The following is a 23,639-nucleotide window of genomic DNA, read 5'->3' on the forward strand; positions in this document are numbered from 1 at the left end:
GCGATAGGCGGGCATGACCCAATCCAGCGACATCACCTACGCCGGCTATCTGGCGTTGGACGACCTGCTTTCGACGCAGCATCCGCTGTCGGACCAGCACGACGAGATGCTGTTCGTCGTCATCCACCAGACCAAGGAACTGTGGCTCAAGCAGATCCTGCACGAGGTGGCGCTGGCCCAGTCCATGGTGCGGGGCGGCGATCTGGTGCCGGCCTACAAGAGTCTGGCGCGGGTGTCGCGCATCCAGGCGGTGATGACCCAGAGCTGGGATATCCTGTCGACCATGACCCCCGCCGACTATCTGCGGTTCCGCGGATCGCTCGGCTCCTCCTCGGGCTTCCAGAGCGATCAGTTCCGTCGGCTGGAGGCCATGCTGGGTTTGAAGGACGCCAGCTTCCTGAATTTCCACGTCGACCGGCCCGAGGCCCTTGCCGCGCTGGAGGCGGCCATCGCGGCCCCCAGCCTGTACGACGACGCCCTGGCCCAGCTGGCGAAGGCCGGGCTGCCGGTGCCGAGCGAGGTTCTGAACCGCGACGTGACCCGGCCCTATGACCCATCGGACGCCGTCGAGGCGGCCTGGCTCGAGGTCTATCGCGACACCGAAACCTACTGGGCGCTGTATCAGCTGGCCGAGAAGCTGGTCGATCTGGACGACGCCCTTTTGACCTGGCGGCACAAGCACGTCGTCACGGTCGAGCGGATCATCGGTCGGCGTCGCGGCACGGGCGGCACCGAGGGCGCGGCCTATCTGGCCTCGACCCTGACCAAGCGCTGTTTCCCGGAGCTGTGGTCCCTTCGCACCAAACTTTGATGTCGCAGGGCGAAACCTTCGTCTCGCCCGGCCATTTCGCCGTTCGACCGCAACAGCGGAAGGAAGACCGAGATGACCAATCCCAACGCCCATGACATCAAGGTCCTGAACGGCCTGATCGACACCACCCTGGACAGCGCAGACGGCTATCGCGAGGCCGCCGAACAGACCCAGGATCCTCACTATCGCACCCTGTTCGAGCGCCGGGCCGGCGAGCGCCAGCAGGTGGTCGAAGACCTGTCCGCCGCCGTGCGCGGCCTGGGCGGCGATCCCGAACCGCACGGCTCCATCCTGGCCAAGGCGCACCGCGCCTTTCTTGATGTGAAGCACGCCTTGCTGCGTAACGACGATTCCGTCGTCGGCTCGATCAACTCGGGCGAAGGTTTCATCGCCGGCAAATACGAAAAGGCGCTGGAGGACACCGGCATTTCCGCCACCACGCGTGAAACGGTCCGTCGCGCCTATGCCGCCGTCAAGATCGAGCATGACCAGATGGAGGCGCTGAAACACAGTCTTCAGGGTCAGCGGGACGCCGACAATCCCCTGTTCCCGCAATAGCGCCTGACATCAGTGTGAAACGAAAAAAGGCCCCGGCGTTCGCCGGGGCCTTTGTCGTCTTGGGTCGGAAGCCGCGACTTAGGCTTCTTCGCCGGCCTTGTCGGCCGAACCCGTTTCCGGGACCACGGCGCCCTTGGCCGGGCGGACCGTCTGGCGTTCGGCGATACGCGCCGACTTGCCGCGACGATCGCGCAGATAATAGAGCTTGGCGCGACGCACGACGCCGCGGCGCTTCACTTCGATCGACTCGATGTTCGGCGACAGGATGGGGAAGCGGCGCTCGACGCCTTCGCCGAACGAGATTTTGCGGACCGTGAAGGTTTCGCTGATGCCGCCGCCGTCGCGGGCGATGCAGACGCCTTCGAAGGCCTGAACGCGCTCGCGCTCGCCTTCCTTGATCTTCACATTGACGCGCAGGGTGTCGCCGGGCTGGAATTCCGGGATTTTGCGTTCGCCCAGGACGCGGGCTTTTTCTTCGGCGTCCAGCTGTTGAACGATGTTCATTTCATTTCTCCTCGGGCTTTGCGCCCTTTAGCTGTGAGTTGGCGAGATGCGCCTGCCAGAGGTCCGGCCGCCGCTCCCGCGTAGTCGTCTCCCGCTGCGCCTCGCGCCATCCCGCGATCTTCTTGTGATCGCCCGACAGCAGCACCTCGGGTATCTCAAGCCCCTCGAACGTCCGCGGTCGCGTGTACTGCGGGTGTTCCAGAAGCCCGTCCTCGAAGCTTTCGGACGACAGGCTGTCGCCTGAACCGAGCACGCCGGGGATCAGTCTTACGCACGCCTCGATCGCGACCATCGCCGCCGCCTCGCCGCCGGCGAGAACCGCGTCTCCGACCGAGACCTCCTCGAACCCGCGTGCGTCGAGCACCCGCTGATCCACCCCCTCGAAACGGCCGCACAGCACGACGATCCCGTCGGCCTTGGCCCATGCCTTGACGCGCGCCTGGGTCAGGGGCCTGCCCCTGGCGCTCATGTACAAAAGCGGCCGTTTGGGTCCCGGCAGGCTATCGACCGCCCGAGCCACAACGTCCGCCTTAAGCACAGCACCCGGCCCGCCACCCGCAGGGGTGTCGTCCAGGAAGCCGCGCGTATCTGTGGAAAAGGCGCGAATGTCAACCGTTTCCAGGCTCCACAAGCCCTTCTCGCGCCAGGCCGTGCCGATCAGCGACACGCCGAGCGGGCCGGGAAAGGCGTCGGGAAACATGGTCAGGACGGTTGCGGTGAAGGGCATGTCGCGCGCCCTTTACCGCTCCGTGACCGGAAAGGCGAGCCGGGTCAGGTCGTCGGCGCCCCGCCGCCCGCCGCGATCCAGGCGTTGACCTGATCCTCCAGCACGTCCAGTGGAACCGAGCCGGAGCCCAGCACGACCGCGTGGAAGTCCTTGATGTCGAAACGGTCGCCCAGCGCCGTCCTGGCCCGATCGCGCAGTTCCTCGATCTTCAGCTCGCCGATCTTGTAGCTGGTCGCCTGACCAGGGTTGGTGATGTAGCGCTCGACCTCCTTCTCGATGTCGCGTTCCGACAGCAGGGAGTTCTGGCGGAAATAGTCCATCGCCTGTTCCCGGCTCCAGCGCTTGGCGTGCAGGCCGGTGTCCGTCACCAGCCGCACCGCGCGCCACAACTCGGTCGAGAGGCGGCCGAAGTCGGAATAGGGGTCCTGATAGAAGCCCATCTCCTTGCCCAAACGTTCGGCGTACAGGCCCCAGCCTTCGGCATAGGCGCCATAGCCGCCGAACCGGCGGAAGCGCGGCAGCCCCTCGATCTCCTGGGCATAGGCGATCTGGAAATGGTGGCCGGGCGCGCCTTCGTGATAGCTGATGCCTTCGATCTGAGGCTTCAGCACCTGGGTCATGTCCGACAGATTGACGTAGTAGATGCCCGGCCGCGACCCGTCCGGCGCGGGCGAGTTGTAGAAGGCGATCGATGCCGTCGCCTCGCGGAACGGCTCGACCGCCCGCACCTCCAGCGCCGCCTTGGGCAGGGTCGAGAACCATTGCGGCGCCGCCGCCATAACCTGGGCGATGAAGCCGCGCGCGTCGGTCAGATACTGTTCCTTGCCTTCGGGCGTGTTCGGATACTGGAAGCGCGGATCGGTCTTCAGGAAGACGAAGAAATCCTGCAGCGAGCCAGTGAAGCCCACCTGGGTCTTGATCGTCTCCATCTCGGCCTGGACGCGGGCCACCTCGGCCAGGCCGATCTGGTGGATCTGGTCGGCGGTCAGGTCGGTGGTGGTCGAAAGCTTGAGCCGGGCGTTGTAATAGTCTTCGCCCTGCGGCAGGCGCCACACGCCCGCGTCGCTGTCGGCCTGGGGCTGAACCTCCGCCAGGGCTGTCAGAACGGTCTCGAACCCGGCCTTGTAGGGGCCGGTCAAGGCGGCGCGGCCTTCCGGCAGCAGCCGGTCCTTCGTCGCCTGATCCGTCTCCAGCGCCGCGACCTTCTTGTTGAAGTCGGCCCAGACCGGATTGTCGGCGCCTTCGTCGAACGGGGAGCCGGAGATGACGTTGCGGGTGTTGGCGATGGACGGGGCGAAGACGAACCGGGGCGAGACGACGCCCGCCGCCGCGCGCTGACGCAGTTCCTCGGCGACCTGATCCATCTGCACCTCGGCGGCCCGGATGCGCGCGACATAGGCTTCGGCGTCCGCGACGCTGGCGACGCGGTGGTTGTTGATCAGAAAGACCGGCAGGCTGGTGGTCGGATTGCCGTTGGCCGCGAACTGAAAGCCCCAGTCGCGCCACTGGTTCGACAGCCGCGCCTGATCGACGCCGTATTCGAACATTCGCCAGGACAGCCGCGCCTGCGGCCCCAGCTTCTGCGGATCGAACTGGGCCTTCATCTGCGCCAACTGGGCTTCCTGCAGAGCCAGGGCGCGGTCTGCGGCGGCGTCCGACACATCGTCCAGCTTGTCGTAGTCTGTCTTGATCCCCAGCGACGTCATCTGCTGCGGGCTCAGCGCGATCCGCGCCTGGAAGGCCTGTTCGAAGAAGGCGTTCAGCCGCGCGTCCTCGCTGAGGGCCTGTTCGGCGGGCGGTGTCGCCGGCGCTTGCGCCATGACGGGCGTGGCGGCCAGCACCGCCATCATGGCGGCGGACGAGATCAAAAGACGACGCATGAACAACCCCTCCAAAAACAGGGGGGCACCTTCGGGCCATCGTCGGGCCGACACAAGCGTCAGGCGCCTCAGGCGTGGCGGCATTGCGCCGCGCGGGCGCGCCCTGAAATCCTGGCGGCGCATATCTCGTTTCGAGGAATGCAACCCGAAGCCCGGATCGGCGTTTGGACGGAGCTTGACCATACCAACAAAGGGGTTCCCCAAATGCGCAAGATCATCACCCTGTCCATCGTCGCCGCCGCCCTGGCCGTTTCGGCCTGCAACACCATCGCCGGCGCCGGTCGCGACGTCTCGGCCGCCGGTTCGGCCGTGACCCAGGGCGCCAACGACGCCAAGCGCTAAGCTTCGGCGAACGCTCGATCTGGAAAGGCCCGTCGGAGATCCGACGGGCCTTTCTCGTATCCGTCGCATGACGATGTTAGGGTACGCCATCAGACAGGAGACCGAACGATGGGCTTTCTCGACAATGTGGTGAACGGATTGGGCCAGGACGCTGCGGGCGGCCTCGGCGACCTGTTGAAGAGCCAGGGCGGCGTCGGCGGCCTGGCCGAGAAGTTCGGTCAGGCGGGCCTGGGCGACGTCATCGGCTCGTGGGTCGGTTCGGGCGCGAACGCCGGCGTCACCGCCGAACAGATCACCGCCGTCATCGGCCACGGCCCCATCGCCGACATCGCCGCCAAGATGGGCGTCTCGCCCCAGCAGGCCGGCGAGACCCTGGCGGGCCTGTTGCCCGAGGCCATCGACCGCCTGACCCCCGGCGGTCAGATCGACGGCGCCGACGACCTTCTGGCCAAACTGCCGGGCGGCCTGGGCGACATGATCGGCGGCTTCCTGAAGCGCTGAGGCTTCAGGACGGCTGGCCCTCGGTCGTCGCGACCTTATCTTCGGCTTCGGCCTCTGTCTTGCGCCGCGCCTCCAGCGCCGTCTGTTTGCCGGCCACGACGAAGGCCAGGACGATTCCGAACAGGCCGATGACGAAGGAATAGAGGAAGAAGGCGATATAGCCGGCGCCGAGCGCGGCCGGACTGACGCCGCTTGTCGCGGCGCCCGTGGCCAGCACCCCCTGGGGCATATCGGCGAACAGGCTTCTGAGCGCGGCGAAGGGACCGTCGCCTTCGGCCGCGCGCGCCGACGCCTCCACAATCCGTCCCGACTGGGAGGCGATCAGCTTGCCGGGCAGGGCGTACAGCGAGGTGAACAGCGCATATTGCGTCGCGGTGAAGCCGATCGACGTCAGGCTGGACATATAGGCGATCAAAGCCGTGCCCGCGTAGCCGCCGGACACGTTGTCGACGCCGATAGCGACCGTCAGCGCCGGCAGACTGTGTCCCTGAGTGGCCAGCCAGGCGAAGATCAGGTTGGACACCGGGCTCATGAAGGCGCCGATGACCATGGTGCGGATCAGCCCCAGCTTGGCGACCGACCAACCGCCGAGGAAAACGCCCAGGGTCGTCATGACCACGCCGAAGACCTTGCGCACCTCGGCCAGTTCGGTCTTGGAAAAGCCCAGGTCGATATAGAAGGGCGGCATGATGTTCAGGACGAAGTCGGACAGGCGATAGACGCAGATCAGCGCCAGGATCAGTGTCGCGACGCCGGAGAACCGCCTGTAGAAATCCACGAGCGGCTCGCCGAAGGACCCGGCTAGATAGGCGCCTGGTCTCGTTCTGACGCCGGGAACGGGCCAGCAGGCGACGACCAGGACCGCCAGCCCCAACACCACAAGGCCGAACTGCAGATAGACGCCCTCGGGCTTGGCTGACAGGGCCGCCGCCACGGCCGCCTTGCCGTCCGCACCCAGGCCGAACAGGCCGAACAGGGCGTTCAGCGGGGCCGACTGGCCGGTCAGGCCCGATCCCAGCACCGTCGCCGCCACGCCGATGACGGCCAAACGCACGATCCATTCGATCACTTCAAATCCCGGGCGGGACGGCACGCCGCCGACCGGGATGGCGCGGATGGAATGGGCCTTTTCCCGCGGCGCGAACAGGACGCCGGCGATGCCGAAGCCCATCAGGGCGGCCATGACGGCGTAGGACAGGTTCCAGTTATAGAGGTCGGCCAGAACCAGCGGCACGGCGCCCGCCACGATCATGGCGACGCGGTAGCCCATCTGATAGGCGGCGGCCATGGCGCCGTGTCGGCTGTCGTCGGCGGCCTCGATCCGCCAGGCGTCGATGACGATGTCCTGCGTCGCCCCGAAGAAGCCGACCAGGGCGGCGAAGCCGGCCACCGCGATCAGGGCGTTGGCGGGGTTCAGGGTCGAGATCGACCACAGGCCGAACACGATCACGGCCTGGGTCACCAGCATCCAGGCCCGTCGGTGGCCCAGCAGCCGCGTCAGTCCGGGCACGGACGTCCGGTCGATCAGCGGCGCCCAGACGAACTTCAGCGAATAGGACAGTGTGGCCAGGGCGAAGAAGCCGATCACCTCCAGCGTCTGGCCGCTCTCACGCAGCCAGGCCGAAAGGGTGTCGAAGATCAGCAGATTGGGCAGGCCCGCCGAAAAGCCCAGCAACAGCATGATGAAGACGCGACGTTCGCCGTAGACGGCCAGGCCGCCGAAACGCCCGGCGGGCTTGCCGTTCACGGCGCGGGTGGACTGGTCGGTCATGGGCGGCTCCGGCAGCGGCCGGAACGCGGACGCCTTAAACTCGGCCGACCTTGGCGCGGATGTCGCGTTTCGTCCAGCGGGCGAGGGCTGCGCGCAGGGCCTCGGCGTCCAGCGGCTTGACGATATGGTCGTCCATGCCGGCTTCCAGACACAGGCGGCGGTCCTCGGCGAAGGCGTTGGCGGTGAGGGCCAGGATGGGCGTCCGGTCTCCGGTCGCGCGAATGGCCCGAGCGGCCGCGGGGCCGTCCATTCCCGGCATCCGCATGTCCATGAACACCAGGTCGTAGCGGGCGCGGTGCACGGCGGCCACGGCCTCCTCGCCCGTCGCGGCGGTCTCCACCACGCAGCCTTCGCGGCGCAAAAGGGTGCGGGCCAGGAGTGCGCCGACCGGATTGTCCTCGGCCAGCAGCACGCGCACCCCGGCGAATCGGGCCGGGGCGACGCGGTCGTCCTCGTCAGGTTTCGATGCGCCGGTGTCATTGGGCGCATCGCCGGCGGCGGCCCGCACCTGCTCGACGAGAGAGGTTCGGCGCAGCGGCTTGATCAGATAGGCGTGGGCCCCGGCCGCCCGATAGGCGGCGATCAGGTCGCGTTCACCGGGTTTCAGCATGACGATGACCCTGCCGCCTTGCGGCAGAGGCATGGTCTCGCCGGGTTTCGCCGGAACATGGTCGAGCAGGATCACAGACGCATCGTCGCGGACCGACCCGCCGGACGCCTCGATCTGGGCGCGCGCCGCAGAAAGCACGAAGGGATCGCGAGAGCGGACGGCGACCGCGCGCGCCTGCAGATGCTGTTTGCGCGCGGTCTTCACGGCGTCGAAGACGGCTTCGAAACGGAAACGGGCTCCGCCGGTCGCGGAGTCCGGGCGATCTTCGACGGCGACCGTTCCGCCCATGGCCAGGGCCAGTTTGCGCACGACGGCCAGCCCCAGGCCGGCGCCGTCGTGGCGCACGGCGTCGGAGGCGTCGGCGTGACCGAACTCCTCGAAGATGCGGGCGCGGGCGGTCGACGGCACGCCTGGGCCGGTGTCGTCCACCAGAAAGGCCAGCCGCGGCCGAGCATCGTCGCCGCCGACCCGTTCGACCGTGATGCGGACGCCGCCGGCCTCGGTGAACTTCACCGCATTGCCCGCCAGGTTGAACAGCACTTGGCGCAGCCGCCCCTCGTCGGCGCGGATGTCGGGCGCGTCGGCGGTGACGGACCAGACGATCTCCAACCCCTTGTCATGGGCGCGCGGGCTGAGCAGTTCGGCGACGCCCCGGACCAGGCCCTCCAGATCGACGGGGGCCGGATCGAACTCCAGCGCCCCGGCCTCCAGCCGGGCGTAATCCAGAAGGTCGTTGACCAGGCCCAAGAGATGTTCGGCCGACTGGCGAGCGTTTTCGGCATAGGCGCGCTGGGCGCCGTCCAGGGTCGTGCGTTCCAACAGGCCGATCATGCCCAGCACGCCGTTCAGCGGCGTGCGCATCTCATGGCTCATCAACCGCAGGAACTGCTGCGCCGGCGCGTTCGGCGCCGTCGCCTCCTTGGTCTTCTCGGTCGTCCCGCGTCGCGCCATCGCCGTCTCCATGACCGACGACGGTAAGCGCCTGGGGTTAAGGATCCGTCCCGCCTCTGGTTCAGTCGTGGGTGAAGGCCGCCTGTTGGACGTCGCTCTCGCGCAGGCCGAACGGCGCATCACCGCGATGGGCGAGGCGGCGGTCGAAATCGGCCTCGGCGCCGACAGTGTTGCGGCGATAGATCAGCGCCTCCGCGATATGGCGACGCAGCACCCCGTTCGCCCCATCCAGATCGGCGATGGTGCGCGCCAGACGCAGGGTGCGGGTCCACCCGCGCGCCGTCAGCCCGCCCGCTTCGCCTGCACGCATCAGCAGCAGTCGGCCGGCTTCGTCCGGCGTGGCGAATCGATCCAGCGCATCGCCGGAGGCGCGGGCGTTCAATCCTTGCGAGGGATCAAGTCCAGCGGTGCGAACCCGGTCCTCCTGCATGGCGCGGGCGGCGGCGACGCGGGCCTTGGCCTCGGCCGTGCCTTCGGCAGGCGGAGGCAGGGCCATGTCGGCGGCGGTGACGGGCGGCGTCTCCACCGTCAGGTCGATCCGGTCGAACATCGGGCCGGAAATCCGGTTCTGGTAATCGCGCTGGCAGCGCGGGGCCTTGCCGCAGGCGCCGCGCCCGGCCCCGCCCATGCCGCAGCGGCACGGGTTCATGGCCGCCACCAGCTGGAACCGCGCCGGATATCGGATATGGGCGTTGGCGCGGGCCACCACGATCTCGCCCGTCTCCAGCGGCTGTCGCAGCGAATCCAGGGCCTGGGCGGAATACTCAGGCAGCTCATCAAGGAACAGGACGCCGTTGTGGGCCAACGACGCCTCGCCCGGCTTTGCGCGCAGGCCCCCGCCGGTCAGGGCGGCCATGGAGGCGGAGTGGTGCGGACTGCGGAACGGCCGGTCGCGTGTCAGGGCGCCGCGCTCGATCAGACCGGCGACCGACCAGATCATTGAAGTCTCCAGCAACTCCTGCGAGGTCAGCGGCGGTAGAAGGCCTGGCAAGCGTTGCGCCATCATCGACTTGCCCGATCCCGGCGGGCCGACGAACAACAAGCCGTAGTCGATTGCTACGTCGGGTCAGACGTGCGCCACGCTCTCCAGACGGTCTTCCTCGACCGTGAGCATCGAGCGTTTGATGCGCTGGACAGAGGCCGTGGAGGTGCCGGTCGCTCGGGCTACCGCCCGGATGCTCTGACCGTCCTTCAGGGCCTTCTCGACCCTCTCCACACGGTCGGGCGACAGGGTGGGCCGACCGAACTGGACGCCTTTCGCACGAGCGCGCGCCAAGCCCGCCCGAACCCTGCCCCTGATTAATTCACGCTCAAATTCCGAGAACACGGCCAACATCTGGAAGAGCATCCTGCCGGAAGGCGTGCTCGTATCGACGGACTGCTGGTGCAGATAGAGGTCGCAGCCCCGAGCTTGGATGTCGCCGAGGAAGGCCACCAGATCGGTCAGAGAGCGTCCCAGACGGTCAACGGCGTATGCGGCCACGATGTCCACCTCTCGGCGATGGACGGCCTTCAGGAGGGCGTCGTAGCCCGGCCGTTGATCCCGCCCCTTGGCGCCGCTGATCCCGGCATCCTCGAACACCCTGACGATGGTCCATCCGGCTTTCTCGGCGACATCGGTGAGGATGCGAATTTGGTTCTCGACCGTCTGCTGGTCGGTCGAGCAACGAACGTAGAGACCGCATCGCTTCATCCACCAGAAGGTCTCACGGATCGGCGGGGCGTCAATCAGATCGGCGCGGAGAGGGCCTTGGCCATGCGGTAGTTGCGGAAGGTTTCGCCCCGGAGTTCGACGTCCTGCGCCTCGATCACCTCGAAGCCGTTGCGTTCGAAGAACGGGCGGGCGGTGATGCTGGCCTCGGTGAACAGCCGGTCGATGCCGTGTCGGTTCGCATGGTCGTGGATGTGATCCAGCAGGGCACGCGCGACGCCTCGGCCTTGGTGGTCTGCATGGACGAACATCATGTCGATGTGGCCATCTGGCTCCAGATCGCTGAAGCCCGCGATTTCTCCGGCGACTTCCGCCACGAAGGTCGGTCGGCCGCCGAGGCGCGTCGCTGCCCATCATCGCGTCGTGCGTCGTCAGGATCACGGCGTGACGGTGGCCTTCGCGCACGATTTCCGAGCGCGCGTGTTCAAGCCGCTCCTCGACCTTGCCCTTGCCGCCTGTTTTCGAATGGACGGGCCACAGCTTCAGGCCGCGCTTTTCCGCCTTGAAGGCGGCAGTCTGCTCGTCGATCAGTTCGTGGGTCGGGGCGGCGAACAGGTAGAGGCCGGGCTGGGCGATGGCCTCCTGCCGCATCACCGTGCTCTTGCCGCTGCCCTGCGGCCCGGTGAGCACGGTCACCTTCATCTTCGCCACGCCCGTATTCCCCCACGCTCAAGGTTACCCGTCCCAACCTTCTTCCCCGGACGGAGTGAAGGAAGGGTTCAGGGGCAACCCATTCGCAGCGTGCTTATAGAGAAAGGTGCGAATGGGTTGCCGGGTCCGGGTTCTTGTCGAGGAGCCGAGGTGAAGGAATCGGACCAGATCAATCCGCCAACGACTGATGAATGATCGGCCGTGGATCGAGGAGGCCGAAGGCCGAGGCGATCTGCGGGATATCATCGTCAGGAGCGGACGACCGCGTGAGCGGTTGGCCGTCCCGGCGATAGGACAACCATAGCCCGGTCGGACGAGCCGCGTCCGTCGCCTTGCTCCGGCCACGACGTCGTTCGGCCAGACCATGAACGCCCCGACTGACGTCGGGCCGTTTCATTGATCCGCCGATGTAGAAGACCTCCATCTCGTCGGCGCCGAACAATTCTGGTGACGAGGCCGAAGGCCGATCAAGCACGCCGCGAACGGGTTGGAGGGGCGTGACAAAAACCTTCTGAATCCGGCCCTTCAGAACCCAGCAAATCCGAGCCTCCCAGAACCCGTTTCAGGCGTGCTGAAAGATACCTCTGAAAACCACAGGCACGCTCGGCTTGACCGTCATGGTGACCAATGTTTTTCTAACGGTCGATGGGACGGCTGCTCGACAAGCTGAAGCGCGGCGCCCCCGCCTACGACGTAAAGGTCGAGCGGGACGGCTTCACGCTGATCGGCAAGCCTGACCACATCGACGAGTTCAGCGACATCGTGCGCGAGGCGGCAGAACAGGCGGGCGAGGAGTTCGTCGTCTTCACGACCAGCGATGGCCACCGAGGCTACAGCCAGATGTTCGTCATGCCCTTGGACGACATCCGCTCGCCCAGCTAAAGGCGTCGCCCCTCTGACATCAGGCGACGCCATGAACGACACCATCCATAGACGGTCGCTGGAATCGTTGGCTGGATCGTCTGGGAGACCATGCTCCGACCATGACAATCGACCATGGTTCGAGCAGGTTGTGCCCGCCCGCCGCCGCGATCTCCAGCGCGCGCTTGGCGCTTTCCTGGCCCTTGACCTCGCGCAGGTCGGCAACGGCCCGGCCGGCCGCCAGAGGGCCGGGTTCGGGCGCACGCAGCACTTGGGTTCCCTTGAAATGGTTGACCAGCCCGATCAGAGAGCGCGGCGCCAAGATGCGCGCTCCGCCGGCCCAGGCGGCTTCCGGCCCCGTCGCCTCGGGACAGATCAGGCCCAGCCCCATGGCGTCGGCGGCCACGGCGGCGGGCAGGGCCCCGCCGACGCGCGCGATCTGGCCGTCCAGCCCCAGCTCGCCGATCGCCGCCCAGCCGTCCAGGGCATCGGGCGCGATCACCCCCATGGCCGCCATCAGGGCCAGGGCGATGGGCAGGTCGAAATGGCTGCCTTCCTTGGGCAGGTCGGCGGGCGCCAGATTGGCGATGATCCGCTTGGCGGGCAGGGCCAGACCGATGCCGGCGAAGGCCCCGCGCACCCGCTCCTTGCTTTCGGCCACCGCCTTGTCAGGCAGGCCCACGATATTGAAAATGGTCGGTCCGTCGTTGCCGATCAGCTGGACCTCGACGTCCACGCGCCGGGCCTCCACCCCATCGAAGGCGACTGTAACGACCCGCGCGACCATGTTCGCTCCCCCGCTTAAAGGAAGAACGAACCATGAACTGAAATCTAATTCAAGTGGCGCTCACGCAACCTGTGCGGCCCGCTTCTTCTCGATGACGTCCCACATCAGGGCGGTGGCGTCTATGCCGGTGAAGGCTTTCAGCTGCTGGGCGCCAGTGGGCGAGGTGACATTGATTTCGGTCAGATAGTCGCCGATCACATCGATGCCGACGAAGATCAGGCCGCGCGCCCTCAGCGTCGGGCCGATGGCGGCGCAGATTTCCAGATCGCGCGGCGTCAGTTCGACCGGCATGGCCGTGCCCCCGACGTGCAGGTTGGAGCGCACGGCGCCCGCCGCCGGAACGCGGTTGATGGCGCCGACCGGTTCGCCGTCGATCAGGATGATGCGCTTGTCGCCCTTGGACACGGCGGGGATGAATTTCTGGATCACCAGCGGGTCGCGGCTGCCCGCCGCGTGGATCTCGATCAGGGCGTCCAGGTTCGGATCGTCGGCGCGCAGCTTGACCACGCCCGAGCCGCCATTGCCGTGCAGAGGCTTCAGCACCACCTCGCCATGCTTCTTGTGGAAGGCCGTCAAGGCGACGGGATCGGCGGAGATCAGCGTCGGCGGCTGCAGGCCGGGGAAGGCGGTGACCATCAGCTTCTCAGGCGCCGAACGGACCTCGGCCGGGTCGTTGACCACCAGCGTCCTGGGATGGACCGTCTCGAGCAGATAGGTGGCGGTGACATAGGCCATGTCGAACGGCGGGTCCTGACGCATCAGGATGACGTCAACGTCTTCGGCCAGGTCCAGCTTTTCCCAGTCGCCGAAATCGACGTGGTTCCCGGCTTCGCGCCGCACGGTGATCGGGCGGGCGCGGCAGTAGAGACGGCCCTCCTCCAGCGCCAGGGTGCGGAAGTCATAGACCCACTGTTTGTGACCGCGCGCCTGGGCGGTCTCGGCCATCAGGAAGCTGGTGTCCGAGGTGATGTCGACGGCCTCGATCGGGTCCATCTGGATGGCGATTCTGAGCATCGGCGAGGCTTTCTCTACGTGGGCAGGCGCTAGGGAAATGGAGTGGCGAAGCTCTGCTTCAAACCCCTCCGCTCATCCCCGAGAAAGCGGGGACCCAGTTCTTTCGCTCGGCAGTGCGTTGGATTGGCCAAGCGCGTCCATCGAAAACGCTTTATCGCCCAAAGTGCTGGGTCCCCGCTTTCTCGGGGATGAGCGGAGTGTGAAATCAGTCGATCTGACGCGCTTCTTCGGCCAGCATGATCGGCACGCCTTCGCGGATCGGATAGGCCAGTTTGGCGCCCGCCGAAATCAGCTCATTGGCGCTGCGGTCATAGGTCAGCTTGCCGCGCGTGACGGGGCAGACCAGCACCTCGAGCAGGCGGGGGTCGACGGACACGGGGGTGTTGAAGGCGTCACTCATTTTTCTGGACCTAACGCGCTTAGCGCTACTTTAGGCCGTTGTAGGGGGCCTTGTCGCATCGCGCTACTGAATGGACGGCGCGGCGTCGTCACCGCCATCGGCGGCGTCGATGCGGAGAAGCGCGGTCAGGGCCTCGGCGCGGGGCATCAGGCCCATGGCCTCCAGCAACGCCTGTTTTTCGGCGGGTTCGAACGGCAGGGCCATCGACAGACTGTTGACCAGGGCCTCCATCGGCGCGGTCTCGGCCGTCTCCCAGTCGATATCGAGCAGGCGGTGGGCCATGTAGGCGCGCAGGGCGTCCAGGAAGGCGTGGCGGTCGAAATCCGGCTCGTCGGCCGGCGCCGTCAGATCGGCCTCATAGGCGTCGAACGCCGCGCGCACCTGGCGATAGGGGGCCTTGGACGGCAGTTCGGCGGCGATACGGAACCGCGAAACCCCCGTCAGGGTGATCAGATACCGGCCGTCGGACGTCTCGGCGAAGCTGGTGATCCGTCCGGCGCAGCCGACAGACGACAAGGTCGGATGGACCGCCGTGCCGCCGTTGGGCTGGATCAGGCCGATCATCCGATCCCCCGCCATGGCGTCGTCCACCATGTTCAGATAGCGCGGCTCGAAGATGTTCAGCGGCAACTGGCCGCGCGGCAGCAGGATGGTCCCCCCCAGCGGAAAGACCGGGATCACCTGCGGCAGATCGAGCGCCCTGACATAGCCCTGCGGCATGAAGCCCTCGATGCGCTTACGAAAACAGGATGGACGACAGTCGGCGTCGCCCGTCCTTGGCGACGTCGGAGGTCAGGCCGGCCGCCTCGAAGATGACCAGCAACTGCTTGCGCGCCGCCTGGTCGTTCCACTCGCGGTCGGCCTTGACGATGTGAAGCAGATTGTCGACCGCGCCCTTGAAGTCGCCCGCCGCGCTCTGGGCCTCGGCCAGATCGAAGCGGGCCTGATGGTCGTTCGGGTCAGCGGCGACCCGGGCCTCCAGTTCGGCGGCGGCGCCGGACGGGGCTCTCGCCGCCAGGGCCAGCTGCGCGCGCACGCTCTGGACCGTGGGCTCCTTGGACTCCTGCGGGGCCATGGCGATGGTCTGGAGCGCCTGTTCGCGGTCGCCGTCGGCCAGATAGACACGCGCCATGCCGGCGATGGCTTTTTCGTTCTCGGGCTCGATCTGCAGCACATGGGCGAAGGCCTGTGCGGCGCCGCCCAGATCGTTCAGGCCCAGGGATTCTTCGCCCAGCTCCAGCAACTGCGCCGTCTCGGTCGAGCCGCCCTGACCGCCGGTCAGCTTGTCGATGAAGGCCTTGATCTGGCTGTCGGGGATGGCGCCCTGGAAGCCGTCGACCGGCTGGCCGTTGACGAAGGCATAGACGGTGGGGATCGATTGCACCCGCAGTTGACCCGCATAGGCCGGGTTGGCGTCGACATCGATCTTGACCATCTTCACCGCCCCCTTGGCGGCGCGCACGGCCTTTTCCAGGGCTGGACCCAGCGTCCGGCACGGCCCGCACCAGGTCGCCCAGAAATCGACGATGACCGGCTGATGCTTGGACGCCTCGATGACGTCGGTCATGAAGGAGGCGTCGGCGCCTTCCTTGATCAGGTCGCCGGCGGCGTCAGGGGTCAGGGTCGGGTCGAGCAGGGTCATGGGCGAGGTCCGCGCAAAGATCGGTCAGTATCAACGGTTCAGATGGCGTCGGGATGCGTCGGCATCAAGCGGCGATTTGGTCGCGCCGGGATTTCAGACGCCCAAACAACCATTCCGGTGAGGCGACTATCCAGAGTTCTGCAAGGAGTGATGATCCGACCCTATTTCGAGACGACAATGACTGACTTCAAACGATGGAAGACTTTATTCGGTTGAGGAGGGCGACTCGGGCGAGATCACCGCTGCTTGGCGCTCGATAAGCATCCGAAGACCCGCTTGGATCTCTCGCCGGTCCTCAGCCTCAAAAACGCGAACTCGCACGCCGTCCATTCTCCTGGCCGCGGTAATTTGTTCCGCCGTGGCGAAGATGAAGTGCCCATTGTAGGCGCCAGATATCGGCCCTCCTTCCATCAACCTGGCGCCTTCAAGCCGAACAGCGCAGCTCTCGAGATTTGGAACATCGCGTCCAACAATGTCGAATCGTGGCTTCTCGTCAGCGCCTTTCAGCATTCGCCAGCAGATGTTCGGACCCAATGGCGCGGCTCCCTGAGATGAGCAGGCCGCCAAACTCGCCAGCACGATCACGCCGGTCCATTTCAAGAGTTTGGGGCCGCGCTGGCGCTCTCAGGGCGTCTCATCTTCAGAATGTCTCTGACGGCATCGATTACAGCTTCCGGTTCTTCATACTGGATCACGTGGGAGGCGTTCTGAACCATCCGCTGTTCGCCCCGGGTCGATGAGGCCGCTATTCGCGCGCCGGCCTCTGACCATGCGCGACGCAAACCAATGATCTCAGCCGGCGCCGCACCCTCATTTACTCCGAACTTATTCCCCGCCGTCAGGACGATCAGCGGCATATCGCCTAACGAGCCTGCCGCAGTCTCCACTTTGCTTACGCCAGTCGGATCAGGCTCGTTTTCCGAAAGAACTGCTGCCGCCATTTGCCGGCTCCCCAACGGCCCATCTGTCGGCGGAGAGCCGCACTCGATGTAGATGGCGCTTCCGGGCCTCATTTCACCGGCCGCTGTGGCGCGGATGCATTTCAGCGCCGCAGCCTGCCCCGCCTGATGCGCGCTGGCCCATACTGGTCCGATGCCTGTTAAAGTCTCCAAATTGGCGCCCGGATCAACGAGGACCAACCCAGCGAAGATTTCCGATCGTTGCGCTATGGCGAGGCGCGCAGAAACTTCGGCGGCCGAATGCGCCACCAAGACGAACGGCCCTGTCTCCATAGTGGCGTCTAGCAGTTCGAGTAAGTCGCTGGTGCGCCGGGCGAAGTCGCGTGGCAGCGGGCCGGGATCGCTTCGGCCATAGCCGGCGCGGTCATAGGCGCTGGCCCGGGTTATCTTAGCGAGACTTGGCTGAACCCGCGCCCAAATGGAAGAATCCAAGCCAAGTCCCGCATCCAAGATGACTGTAGGTTCGCCTGCCCCGGTGCATTTCAGGTGAAGTCTGCGACCATCAGGCAGGGAGACCATAGCGTCGTCGGTGTCGGTCTCATTACGAACAGCAGGTCTCTCCGAACTCTGCTGAGGCTCCGCCATTCCGACGGTCATGACCAGAACGATCAAGCTTAGCGTAGCTGGCGCCCAAGTCCGGGCCTGCAGTCTCGAAAACATGGACCTCACCTCAACCTGCGAAGGTGCAGTAGGGAGGGAAGCGCGTCGGCTAGTCAACGCCGTTCAAGACGGTCCTTCGGCGTGACGATAACCTATAATCCGTATCCGCTCGAAGCAGGCCGGACCGTTACGTAGAGAACAGAGTAGCTAAAGTTGCAGATGAAGTTCCGAAGCCGAAAATGGGCGGACGGGGCAGCCGATTTCGTCATAGGAATCATGAAAAATTAAACGCCCCAAAGTCCACCACCACCGGCTCCCTCTCCAGCAGCGCCAGCACTCGCCGGAACGCCGTCTGATCCAAGGCGGTGGTCGCCGTATTGGTCAAAGGGTGGAAGTTGACGATGTTCTGCGGCTAAAACACGGACCAACATGCCGATGAGCGACCATTGGGAGTTCCGACACGGGGTGGATTGCTGACTTAGCCGTTGGGGGACCTGGTTCGCGCGTAGAAGTGGCTTGGTCCGGCGAGTTCGCCTAGTTGAGGCCGTGCTTCCCAGTTCTCCAAGGTCGCCTCGTGGCTGAGGCCGGCCTTTCGCAGGACCGCCGCTGACGCGGCGTTGTCAGGATGGCATGTGGCCCATACGCGAAAGATCGGAGGCTGGGCTATCGCCCATGCGACCACTGTGCACGCGGCTTCGGTCGCGAAGCCGCGTCCCCAAGAGGCTTCACCGAAGATGTAGCCGAAATCGGCCTTAGGAGGCGATAGCCTCAGTTCGATCACCCCAAGGAACCGACCAGAGGCTTTCTCAATGACCGCCCAAGGGAAGGACGCCCCCGAAGCCCACTGGCTTTCGCACCGCTCCGCGAAGGCAAGGCTGGCGGCGACATTGCAGTGGCGTGGGAAAGGCATGAAGCGCGTCGATGGGACGGCGCTGGCGTAGCCGAAAATATCCCCGGCATCCGATCGCCGCACGGGGCGAAGTCGCAATCGCTCGGTCTCTAACGTTTCCGGTGGCCGCATCCTTCGACGATAGGGCTGGCTCTGAAAGTCCGCAACGGGTCGAACGAGGCAGTAGGCATGCAGTCCCGAAGCCGACATTCGGCGGGCGTGGCAGCGGGGTCCGTCACAGGAGTCATGAACAGTTCAATGCGCTAAAGTCCGCCACCAGCGGCTCGCGCCCCAGCAGGGCCAGCAGACGGCGAAACGCGCCTTGCTCCAGCGCGGTCGTGGCCGTGTTCGCCAATGGGTGGAAGTTGACGGTGTTCTTCGGTTATTACATGACTCGAATCCATTGAAGGCCTTAGGCCACAGTCCGAGGGCGCCTAGGTCAGAGCGCGGCAGGATGTGCGAGTCCTCCCCGCCCAGCGCTCCAACGTAATGATACAATGTAACAGTAATTCGATCCGGACCCGCTTGGCGCCGGGTCGAAAATTGCGAAGGGCACCCCCGTCAAGGGTCCCTCCGATCGGATAAATTTTCGCCCCCCGCCCTGGGGGGCGCCGGTCAGAACAGTAGGGCGAGCACCGCGACGGCGAGAAGGAGTTGAAGGAAGCGGATCACGCCGCCGCCTCGGTCGGAAGCCGGTTCAGAATTCGCGCGACCGTCGCCGATTGCCATTCCCCGCCCCGCGCCGTCCGCTCGCCTCGCGCGTTGAGCGCCTGGGCGATGGCGCGAGTGGTGGTGACGCCCTGGGCTTGAAGCGCCGCGATGATCGGCGCCAGCCGCAGGGCGAAGGCGTCGGCGGCCTCGCGCTGGACCGCCGCGCCTTTGGCGGACGCTTCGCCCAAGTTGGTTCGGTTCCCCAGCGGTTCGCCCCGCGCTCTCTTGGCGGCGAGGGCCGCGCGGGTGCGGGCGCCGATCAGGTGGCGTTCCTTTTCAGCAAGGGCGGCGTAGACGTGCAACATGAACGGGTCGGCGTCGGCACCAAGTTCGGCGACGATGAAGGGAACGCGTTGGGCCATCAGGCCAGCGATGAAAGCCACGTCACGGCTCAGGCGGTCCAGCTTAGCGACGCAGACGGAAGCCTTGGCCTTCCGCGCCATCGCCAGCGCGTCGCGCAACATGGGGCGGCGGTCCAGGGCGTCGGCACCTTTGCCGGTCTCGACCTCAATGAACTCGCCTATGATTGTCAGGCACTCGCGCGCGGCGAAGGCGGTGACGGCTTCCCGCTGGGCGTCCAGGCCCAGGCCGGAACGCCCCTGGGAGGCCGTCGAAACTCTGAGATATGCGACCACTTCGCCCATGCCGGAACCTCCGTTCGCTGTCTGCAACAACACCATACCAACGTATGGAGGTGTGGCAACCGGAGAAGGTGGTTAACCGTTGATCCGATACCGCCACGGTTCTACATCTACCGGAGAGACAGAAGCCAATTCGGGGTTGTGGTCATGATCTGGGCTCTAGCGGTCGTCTGCTACGGCGGCGCAGCCGCGTGTTGGCTAATGGCCGTGGCGCCGCTCCCCGGCGGGGAGGAACCGGCGGCCCGCGTCCATCGTCTCGCCCGCTGGGGCCGGTTTGGCGCCCTGGGGATGGCGGCGGGGACGTTGTTTCAGGTCTTGGCGATGATCGGATTCAGCGCCGGTTGAGGCCGCGCGCCAGCGTGAGGAAAGCCTCGCGCTGGGCTGGCGTCAGGGTCAACCACTCGATCAGCAGGGCGCGGGCGCCGGGCAGGTCGGCATCCATGGCGGGCTCGCCCAGCAATTCGCTGGCGGTGGTGTCCAGGGCTTCAGCGATCCTTGCCAGCGTCGAGGCGGCGATGCGGTTCTTGCCGTTCTCGTATTTTTGAATCTGTTGGAACGTCACGCCCACGGCCTTGCCAAGCTGGGCTTGCGTGATCCTCCGGCCCTCGCGAGCGGCGCGCACGGCGGCGCCTAGCTGAACGTCAAAGTCGGCGGCGGTGGTCATGGATCGACCGTTGCCGTTGAAGGCGGGTTCGGTCAAGTCGGCAGGCGTCAAGGCGGCCCGGCCCCGCATCGGCGCGTACACGACCACCGCCGGGGGCGCCGGGTCAGGGGACCAGGGGGACCAGGGTCAAAATGGCCGGTCTGGAGATTCACCCGGATTCAGGCCCTTTTTGCCCTGATTTCATTTTTTACTGAATCTACCCTGGTCCCCCTGGTCTCCCTGACCCGGCTAAGGATTCCGGGGGCTAACGGGGCCAGGGTAGCGGGGGATTGGGTCAGGGAGGCGGTGGTCTTATCCTGACCCGTTAGGCGGCCTGGGCGGTGGTCAGGGCCGCGACATCATCCGGCGCGGTGACGCCGCCGATGTCCTCCAGCCGCAATCCCGTCCGGGCCTGGGCAAACGTGGCGCGGCAGGCCTCCAGGGCAGGGAAGCGGAAGCGCTGGACGCGCTCGCCGCCTTCCTTCGTCCGGATGCCAAGAGCGCCTTGTTCGGCCAAGAACTTGCCGACGACGGCAGGGCTGGGCGGGCGGCCGCTATAGTCGCGGGCGTAGGAGGCCGCCGACGCCATGACCACCGACTTGAGCGGCTGGAACGGCCGCGCCGTGTAGCTGACGCCCACCTTGGCCTGAGCCTTCACGGCGTCGGCTTCCGCTTCGTCCCAATCGTCCCAGCCGACCGGCTCCGACCCTTCCGGCGCCTGAGCAAAAACGAGTTCGCCCGCCTCCAGCACGTCGGCCCACCAACGGTCCAGGCCGGTCATGGACGCCCGGATTTGCGTGGACAGGACCGCCGTGCGCGGCGGCGACGTGAAGTCCACGCCGGAGATGTCGCGAGTCTTCAGGTCGTGGAGGAGCCGCCCGTATCCGCCCGCCTCCATCTGGCGCTTCATAGCCTTGAAGAAAGTACCATCCTGCTGGCGCCCATTGCCGCAGCGGAACGCGAAATAGCGGCGTTCGCCCTGGGTTCCAGCAGTCAGAAAGTGGTCGTTGTTGCTGGTGAAGACAAAGTTCGCTCGGTTCGGCACAAGGATCGGATCAACGCCCTTGTTTTCCAGCAACACGTCACCACCGCTCAAGAGGTTCTTGAGCGTCGCGACGTGACGCGGATCGCGGGGATTGAAGGCTTCTTCAACCCGCCCCAGGATGCACTTTCCCAGAGGTGCGTTGAACTTTCCGAGCAGCGATTCCGGCGTCGTGAACGCAGGCGAATAACGCTTCCCAATGATTTCGGCCAACACGTCCGAAACGACACTCTTGCCGCTTCCCATGTCACCGACGACCGCCAGCGCCCAACCAATGGGCTTGCCCGGAAACTGGATCACGTGGGCCATCCAATCTTGCACAGTCTTGAAGGTCGTGGCGTCACCGTTGCAGTAGTTCTGTTCGAGGTGCTCATAGAACATGGAGCAACTCCCCAGCGGGTTCACCTTCACGGCGAAGCCGCCGAACAGATTCAGGCGCCAGCGCGTTTCGTCACCGCGTTGATATTCGTGGCGCGGGTCGCACTTGTTCGCGTAGAACAGCGCCGGATCGAAGATCAATTCGTCGTAGCGACGGCGGTCCGGGTGCCGCAGCCACCACTTTGCAGCGTCCTCCCACTTGCCACAATTGTTCAGGACGTAGCGCCCCGCGTGATCTGCGATGAAGTTGGCGCGCGTTCGAAACGCCATCTCCGGCCGCTGGAGCATATCGGCGTAGCGAAGATCATTGCCGACGCTGACCTGACCCGAGATGGTGTTGAAGAAGTTGAGGTTATCCTTCTGCGACTGAATAATTTCGCGTTCGGTCGGCTTGTTCTTGTCCTTTTGGACGTTCGTGTTAGTATTCTTTGACATACGTTAGCCTTCGCCCGTCGCCGTTTCCTCCGGCGGCGGGCGTTCTTGTTTTGGGATTAAAGGGCTAATGCTAATTGGACGCCCGGCGTCATCTCGACGTTGGGGCGTCATCTAACGCGCGGCTAAAAAGATACACCGCGTCTTCTAACTGGCGACCGTCGTAACCGCCGCTGGGGGCGTCGTGGGCGCCCTTGGGGTAATCCTCTCACAGATCGGGAAGCCTGCAAGAACTGCCTGAAAGAATCCCCTGGGGGTTGATGTCGGCGGCTGGCCCCCGTGTCAGGGAGCGGGCTGGGCGGGGGTGCCCCAGGGCGCGGCGGGCTCGCCGTCGAAGGTTTCAATCAGCGGCACCGGCGGCGGCCGGTGCGGCGTAGGTATCGACAGCGGGCGCGGCGTCGGGATGGTCAAGCCAGCGCCAGGGAAGCGGCGGCGCGGGAACCGCCGCTTCCGGCCGGTCGGGGTGGGCGCGCGCTCACACATTAGGCGGCCTCCATCGCGGCACCGCCGTCCAGCGACACCACCGCCACCGCGATCATCTGGCTCATGGCGGCGGTCAACGCCTCGCCCGCGTCGGACGCGCCCAGCAGGATCGTCATCGGCCGGATACCCAGCGACGCCGGGGGATGCAGTCGGAGAGTCTTCAACCCGCGCGCGGGCCAGCCCAGGCCAATCGTGACCGGCTCGCGGCCCTGCCTCGCCACGATCAAAGCGGACGGGCGCAGGGTGTCCAAGTCGGCGTCGTCGTCGGCGGGGTAGTCCAACCATACGTCGGCGTTGTGTCCGCCGATCCTCAGGGCGTCAGCAGCATGAAGTTCGACCAGCAGGCGCAGGCGGCTCTCGAAGCTTCGGGGAGCCGGGCCATTTTGGCGGCCCTGGAGGGCACCGTAGCCGAAGACGAAACGGCCGTGGAGGGCCACCACCGCATCCTCCAAGTAGGCCGCTAGGGCCTCGATGGGGGCAGTCACGACATGGACTCCGACACGGCCTGCTTAGCCACCTCGCGCCGCGCCTCTTCCCAGCGCTGACCGATCCAGAAATTCACCTGATCGGCGGACCAGCGGAGGCCGCGCTGACCAATTCGAAGGATCGGCTTGGGAGCGTCGTCCAGGCGGCCGAACGCCTGCGGCGTCAGACCCAGAGGCTTGAGGCGCCGCGCCAACTCGCGCGAGGCGATCAAGTTCAAGGACTCACTCACTTCGCGGCCCCCTTCCGAAAATCGCGAACCCAACCCGCCGTCACGCCCGCTTCGGCGTTGTTCGCGGCCTCCAGCCGCACCGCCGCCGGAAGCGCCGCCAGCTTGGCCCGAGTCGCGGCGGCGGCTTCCTGGGCGCTCGGCTCGGGCGCGTCGAACAGGTGGGGCGCCTGACCCCGCAAGGAGTCCAGCAGCGTGTTGAGGTCGGAGCCCGACGCCCAACGAAGCCCCCCGACGCTGGCGCCGGATTCGATGATCTCAGGCGCGTCGTCCTGAGCGATAATCCGTCGCGCGATGTCGCTGATTTGGCTGTCCGAGGCCGCCGGACAGGCGCGGGCCACGGCCGCACTTACGGCCGCGCGCAATACGGCGGCCTGGGTGGTGATGGTCATTTAAAGGGTGGACTCAGAAGGCGTCGCGGCCCGCAG

The 23,639-nt window shown here is 66.0% G+C and carries 24 protein-coding genes and 3 pseudogenes; 6 read left to right on the forward strand and 21 right to left on the reverse strand.

All coding sequences use genetic code 11. The annotated features are described in order from the left end of the window. The first annotated feature begins 13 nt into the window (after positions 1-13). Both KZX42_RS13130 and KZX42_RS13135 read left to right on the forward strand, forming a co-directional pair. On the forward strand, positions 14-811 hold the full coding sequence (locus tag KZX42_RS13130; protein ID WP_248119907.1) for a tryptophan 2,3-dioxygenase: 798 nt from the start codon (positions 14-16) through the stop codon (positions 809-811). A 72-nt stretch (positions 812-883) separates the two neighbouring features. Continuing rightward, a complete protein-coding gene (locus KZX42_RS13135) occupies positions 884-1,369 on the forward strand; it encodes a PA2169 family four-helix-bundle protein (protein ID WP_248119909.1) in 486 nt (161 codons plus the stop codon). A 78-nt stretch (positions 1,370-1,447) separates the two neighbouring features. Here the strand turns inward: KZX42_RS13135 and rplS are convergent, their stop codons facing one another. From rplS to KZX42_RS13150, 3 genes are read right to left on the reverse strand one after another with little or no spacing between them, the layout of a single operon-like run. Continuing rightward, a complete protein-coding gene (gene rplS / locus KZX42_RS13140; protein ID WP_248119911.1) occupies positions 1,448-1,873 on the reverse strand; it encodes a 50S ribosomal protein L19 in 426 nt (141 codons plus the stop codon). Position 1,874: 1 nt separating this feature from the next. Then, complete coding sequence (gene trmD, locus KZX42_RS13145; RefSeq protein WP_248119913.1) at positions 1,875-2,600, reverse strand: tRNA (guanosine(37)-N1)-methyltransferase TrmD; 726 nt, start codon at positions 2,598-2,600, stop codon at positions 1,875-1,877. A gap of 44 nt (positions 2,601-2,644) precedes the next feature. Further along, positions 2,645-4,480, reverse strand: a complete 1,836-nt coding sequence (locus KZX42_RS13150) for a DUF885 domain-containing protein (RefSeq protein ID WP_248119915.1) — start codon at positions 4,478-4,480, stop codon at positions 2,645-2,647. Positions 4,481-4,684: 204 nt separating this feature from the next. On the opposite strand from KZX42_RS13150, the gene KZX42_RS13155 reads away from it, so the two are divergent. Next, complete coding sequence (locus KZX42_RS13155) at positions 4,685-4,822, forward strand: entericidin A/B family lipoprotein (protein WP_248119917.1); 138 nt, start codon at positions 4,685-4,687, stop codon at positions 4,820-4,822. Between the two features lie 99 nt (positions 4,823-4,921). Beyond that, positions 4,922-5,323, forward strand: a pseudogene (locus KZX42_RS13160) (YidB family protein); the annotation flags it as partial. A gap of 4 nt (positions 5,324-5,327) precedes the next feature. Here KZX42_RS13160 and KZX42_RS13165 read toward each other — a convergent pair. The 5 genes and pseudogenes from KZX42_RS13165 to KZX42_RS13185 form a co-directional block, all read right to left on the reverse strand. Beyond that, positions 5,328-7,094 (reverse strand): MFS transporter, encoded by a 1,767-nt coding sequence (locus KZX42_RS13165; protein ID WP_248119921.1) that lies wholly within the window; start codon positions 7,092-7,094, stop codon positions 5,328-5,330. A gap of 34 nt (positions 7,095-7,128) precedes the next feature. Next, entirely contained in the window at positions 7,129-8,655 is a 1,527-nt protein-coding gene (locus tag KZX42_RS13170) for a response regulator (protein ID WP_248119923.1), read from the reverse strand. A gap of 61 nt (positions 8,656-8,716) precedes the next feature. Then, a pseudogene (locus KZX42_RS13175) lies at positions 8,717-9,697 on the reverse strand (ATP-binding protein); the annotation flags it as partial. A gap of 24 nt (positions 9,698-9,721) precedes the next feature. Next, entirely contained in the window at positions 9,722-10,348 is a 627-nt protein-coding gene (locus KZX42_RS13180) for a recombinase family protein (RefSeq protein ID WP_248119925.1), read from the reverse strand. Positions 10,349-10,383: 35 nt separating this feature from the next. Beyond that, on the reverse strand, positions 10,384-10,683 hold the full coding sequence (locus tag KZX42_RS13185; RefSeq protein ID WP_248119927.1) for a GNAT family N-acetyltransferase: 300 nt from the start codon (positions 10,681-10,683) through the stop codon (positions 10,384-10,386). Positions 10,684-10,750: 67 nt separating this feature from the next. Between KZX42_RS13185 and KZX42_RS13190 the strand changes: the two genes are divergently transcribed. Both KZX42_RS13190 and KZX42_RS13195 read left to right on the forward strand, forming a co-directional pair. Beyond that, positions 10,751-11,212, forward strand: coding sequence for a hypothetical protein (locus KZX42_RS13190; RefSeq protein WP_248119929.1), 462 nt, complete (start codon positions 10,751-10,753; stop codon positions 11,210-11,212). Positions 11,213-11,662: 450 nt separating this feature from the next. Beyond that, positions 11,663-11,899 carry a hypothetical protein gene (locus KZX42_RS13195; RefSeq protein ID WP_248119931.1) on the forward strand — a complete coding sequence of 79 codons (237 nt, stop codon included), beginning with the start codon at positions 11,663-11,665 and terminating at the stop codon, positions 11,897-11,899. Positions 11,900-12,020: 121 nt separating this feature from the next. Here the strand turns inward: KZX42_RS13195 and KZX42_RS13200 are convergent. The 13 genes and pseudogenes from KZX42_RS13200 to KZX42_RS13265 all read right to left on the reverse strand — a co-directional run. Then, positions 12,021-12,665 (reverse strand): annotated as a pseudogene (locus tag KZX42_RS13200) (magnesium chelatase domain-containing protein); the annotation flags it as partial. A 60-nt stretch (positions 12,666-12,725) separates the two neighbouring features. Then, positions 12,726-13,679, reverse strand: coding sequence for a glutathione synthase (gshB, locus tag KZX42_RS13205; protein WP_248119933.1), 954 nt, complete (start codon positions 13,677-13,679; stop codon positions 12,726-12,728). A 205-nt stretch (positions 13,680-13,884) separates the two neighbouring features. Then, positions 13,885-14,079, reverse strand: coding sequence for a Trm112 family protein (locus tag KZX42_RS13210; RefSeq protein WP_248119935.1), 195 nt, complete (start codon positions 14,077-14,079; stop codon positions 13,885-13,887). A gap of 63 nt (positions 14,080-14,142) precedes the next feature. After that, positions 14,143-14,799, reverse strand: a complete 657-nt coding sequence (locus KZX42_RS13215) for an LON peptidase substrate-binding domain-containing protein (RefSeq protein WP_248119937.1) — start codon at positions 14,797-14,799, stop codon at positions 14,143-14,145. A 16-nt stretch (positions 14,800-14,815) separates the two neighbouring features. Then, on the reverse strand, positions 14,816-15,721 hold the full coding sequence (gene trxA / locus KZX42_RS13220; RefSeq protein WP_248119939.1) for a thioredoxin: 906 nt from the start codon (positions 15,719-15,721) through the stop codon (positions 14,816-14,818). 204 nt (positions 15,722-15,925) lie between these two features. Beyond that, on the reverse strand, positions 15,926-16,306 hold the full coding sequence (locus tag KZX42_RS13225) for a hypothetical protein (RefSeq protein WP_248119941.1): 381 nt from the start codon (positions 16,304-16,306) through the stop codon (positions 15,926-15,928). A gap of 11 nt (positions 16,307-16,317) precedes the next feature. Beyond that, positions 16,318-17,292: an alpha/beta hydrolase gene (locus KZX42_RS13230; RefSeq protein WP_248119944.1), complete on the reverse strand. Its 975-nt coding sequence runs from the start codon at positions 17,290-17,292 to the stop codon at positions 16,318-16,320. Between the two features lie 1,545 nt (positions 17,293-18,837). After that, positions 18,838-19,524: a recombinase family protein gene (locus KZX42_RS13240; RefSeq protein ID WP_248119946.1), complete on the reverse strand. Its 687-nt coding sequence runs from the start codon at positions 19,522-19,524 to the stop codon at positions 18,838-18,840. 328 nt (positions 19,525-19,852) lie between these two features. Then, complete coding sequence (locus tag KZX42_RS13245; RefSeq protein ID WP_248119948.1) at positions 19,853-20,185, reverse strand: helix-turn-helix transcriptional regulator; 333 nt, start codon at positions 20,183-20,185, stop codon at positions 19,853-19,855. Between the two features lie 304 nt (positions 20,186-20,489). Beyond that, a complete protein-coding gene (locus KZX42_RS13250) occupies positions 20,490-22,019 on the reverse strand; it encodes a primase-helicase family protein (protein WP_248119950.1) in 1,530 nt (509 codons plus the stop codon). A 479-nt stretch (positions 22,020-22,498) separates the two neighbouring features. Next, complete coding sequence (locus tag KZX42_RS13255) at positions 22,499-22,984, reverse strand: hypothetical protein (RefSeq protein WP_248119952.1); 486 nt, start codon at positions 22,982-22,984, stop codon at positions 22,499-22,501. Then, positions 22,981-23,202, reverse strand: coding sequence for a hypothetical protein (locus KZX42_RS13260; protein WP_248119954.1), 222 nt, complete (start codon positions 23,200-23,202; stop codon positions 22,981-22,983). Before KZX42_RS13260 ends, KZX42_RS13255 begins: the two co-directional genes overlap by 4 nt. Before the next feature lie 8 nt (positions 23,203-23,210). After that, positions 23,211-23,603 (reverse strand): hypothetical protein, encoded by a 393-nt coding sequence (locus tag KZX42_RS13265; protein WP_248119956.1) that lies wholly within the window; start codon positions 23,601-23,603, stop codon positions 23,211-23,213. Positions 23,604-23,639: the final 36 nt, after the last annotated feature.

This window comes from Brevundimonas sp. EYE_349 (genome assembly GCF_023147505.1).
Taxonomy (GTDB): Bacteria; Pseudomonadota; Alphaproteobacteria; order Caulobacterales; family Caulobacteraceae; genus Brevundimonas.

What these genes read in the sequence shown, in the direction of transcription:
- KZX42_RS13130 (WP_248119907.1), top strand. Translation starts at nt 14, where the DNA reads ATGACCCAATCCAGCGACATCACCTACGCCGGCTATCTGGCGTTGGAC.
- KZX42_RS13135 (WP_248119909.1), top strand. Translation starts at nt 884, where the DNA reads ATGACCAATCCCAACGCCCATGACATCAAGGTCCTGAACGGCCTGATC.
- rplS (WP_248119911.1), bottom strand. Translation starts at nt 1,873, where the DNA reads ATGAACATCGTTCAACAGCTGGACGCCGAAGAAAAAGCCCGCGTCCTG.
- trmD (WP_248119913.1), bottom strand. Translation starts at nt 2,600, where the DNA reads ATGCCCTTCACCGCAACCGTCCTGACCATGTTTCCCGACGCCTTTCCC.
- KZX42_RS13150 (WP_248119915.1), bottom strand. Translation starts at nt 4,480, where the DNA reads ATGCGTCGTCTTTTGATCTCGTCCGCCGCCATGATGGCGGTGCTGGCC.
- KZX42_RS13155 (WP_248119917.1), top strand. Translation starts at nt 4,685, where the DNA reads ATGCGCAAGATCATCACCCTGTCCATCGTCGCCGCCGCCCTGGCCGTT.
- KZX42_RS13165 (WP_248119921.1), bottom strand. Translation starts at nt 7,094, where the DNA reads ATGACCGACCAGTCCACCCGCGCCGTGAACGGCAAGCCCGCCGGGCGT.
- KZX42_RS13170 (WP_248119923.1), bottom strand. Translation starts at nt 8,655, where the DNA reads ATGGCGCGACGCGGGACGACCGAGAAGACCAAGGAGGCGACGGCGCCG.
- KZX42_RS13180 (WP_248119925.1), bottom strand. Translation starts at nt 10,348, where the DNA reads ATGAAGCGATGCGGTCTCTACGTTCGTTGCTCGACCGACCAGCAGACG.
- KZX42_RS13195 (WP_248119931.1), top strand. Translation starts at nt 11,663, where the DNA reads ATGGGACGGCTGCTCGACAAGCTGAAGCGCGGCGCCCCCGCCTACGAC.
- gshB (WP_248119933.1), bottom strand. Translation starts at nt 13,679, where the DNA reads ATGCTCAGAATCGCCATCCAGATGGACCCGATCGAGGCCGTCGACATC.
- KZX42_RS13210 (WP_248119935.1), bottom strand. Translation starts at nt 14,079, where the DNA reads ATGAGTGACGCCTTCAACACCCCCGTGTCCGTCGACCCCCGCCTGCTC.
- KZX42_RS13215 (WP_248119937.1), bottom strand. Translation starts at nt 14,799, where the DNA reads ATGCCGCAGGGCTATGTCAGGGCGCTCGATCTGCCGCAGGTGATCCCG.
- trxA (WP_248119939.1), bottom strand. Translation starts at nt 15,721, where the DNA reads ATGACCCTGCTCGACCCGACCCTGACCCCTGACGCCGCCGGCGACCTG.
- KZX42_RS13240 (WP_248119946.1), bottom strand. Translation starts at nt 19,524, where the DNA reads ATGGGCGAAGTGGTCGCATATCTCAGAGTTTCGACGGCCTCCCAGGGG.
- KZX42_RS13245 (WP_248119948.1), bottom strand. Translation starts at nt 20,185, where the DNA reads ATGACCACCGCCGCCGACTTTGACGTTCAGCTAGGCGCCGCCGTGCGC.
- KZX42_RS13250 (WP_248119950.1), bottom strand. Translation starts at nt 22,019, where the DNA reads ATGTCAAAGAATACTAACACGAACGTCCAAAAGGACAAGAACAAGCCG.
- KZX42_RS13265 (WP_248119956.1), bottom strand. Translation starts at nt 23,603, where the DNA reads ATGACCATCACCACCCAGGCCGCCGTATTGCGCGCGGCCGTAAGTGCG.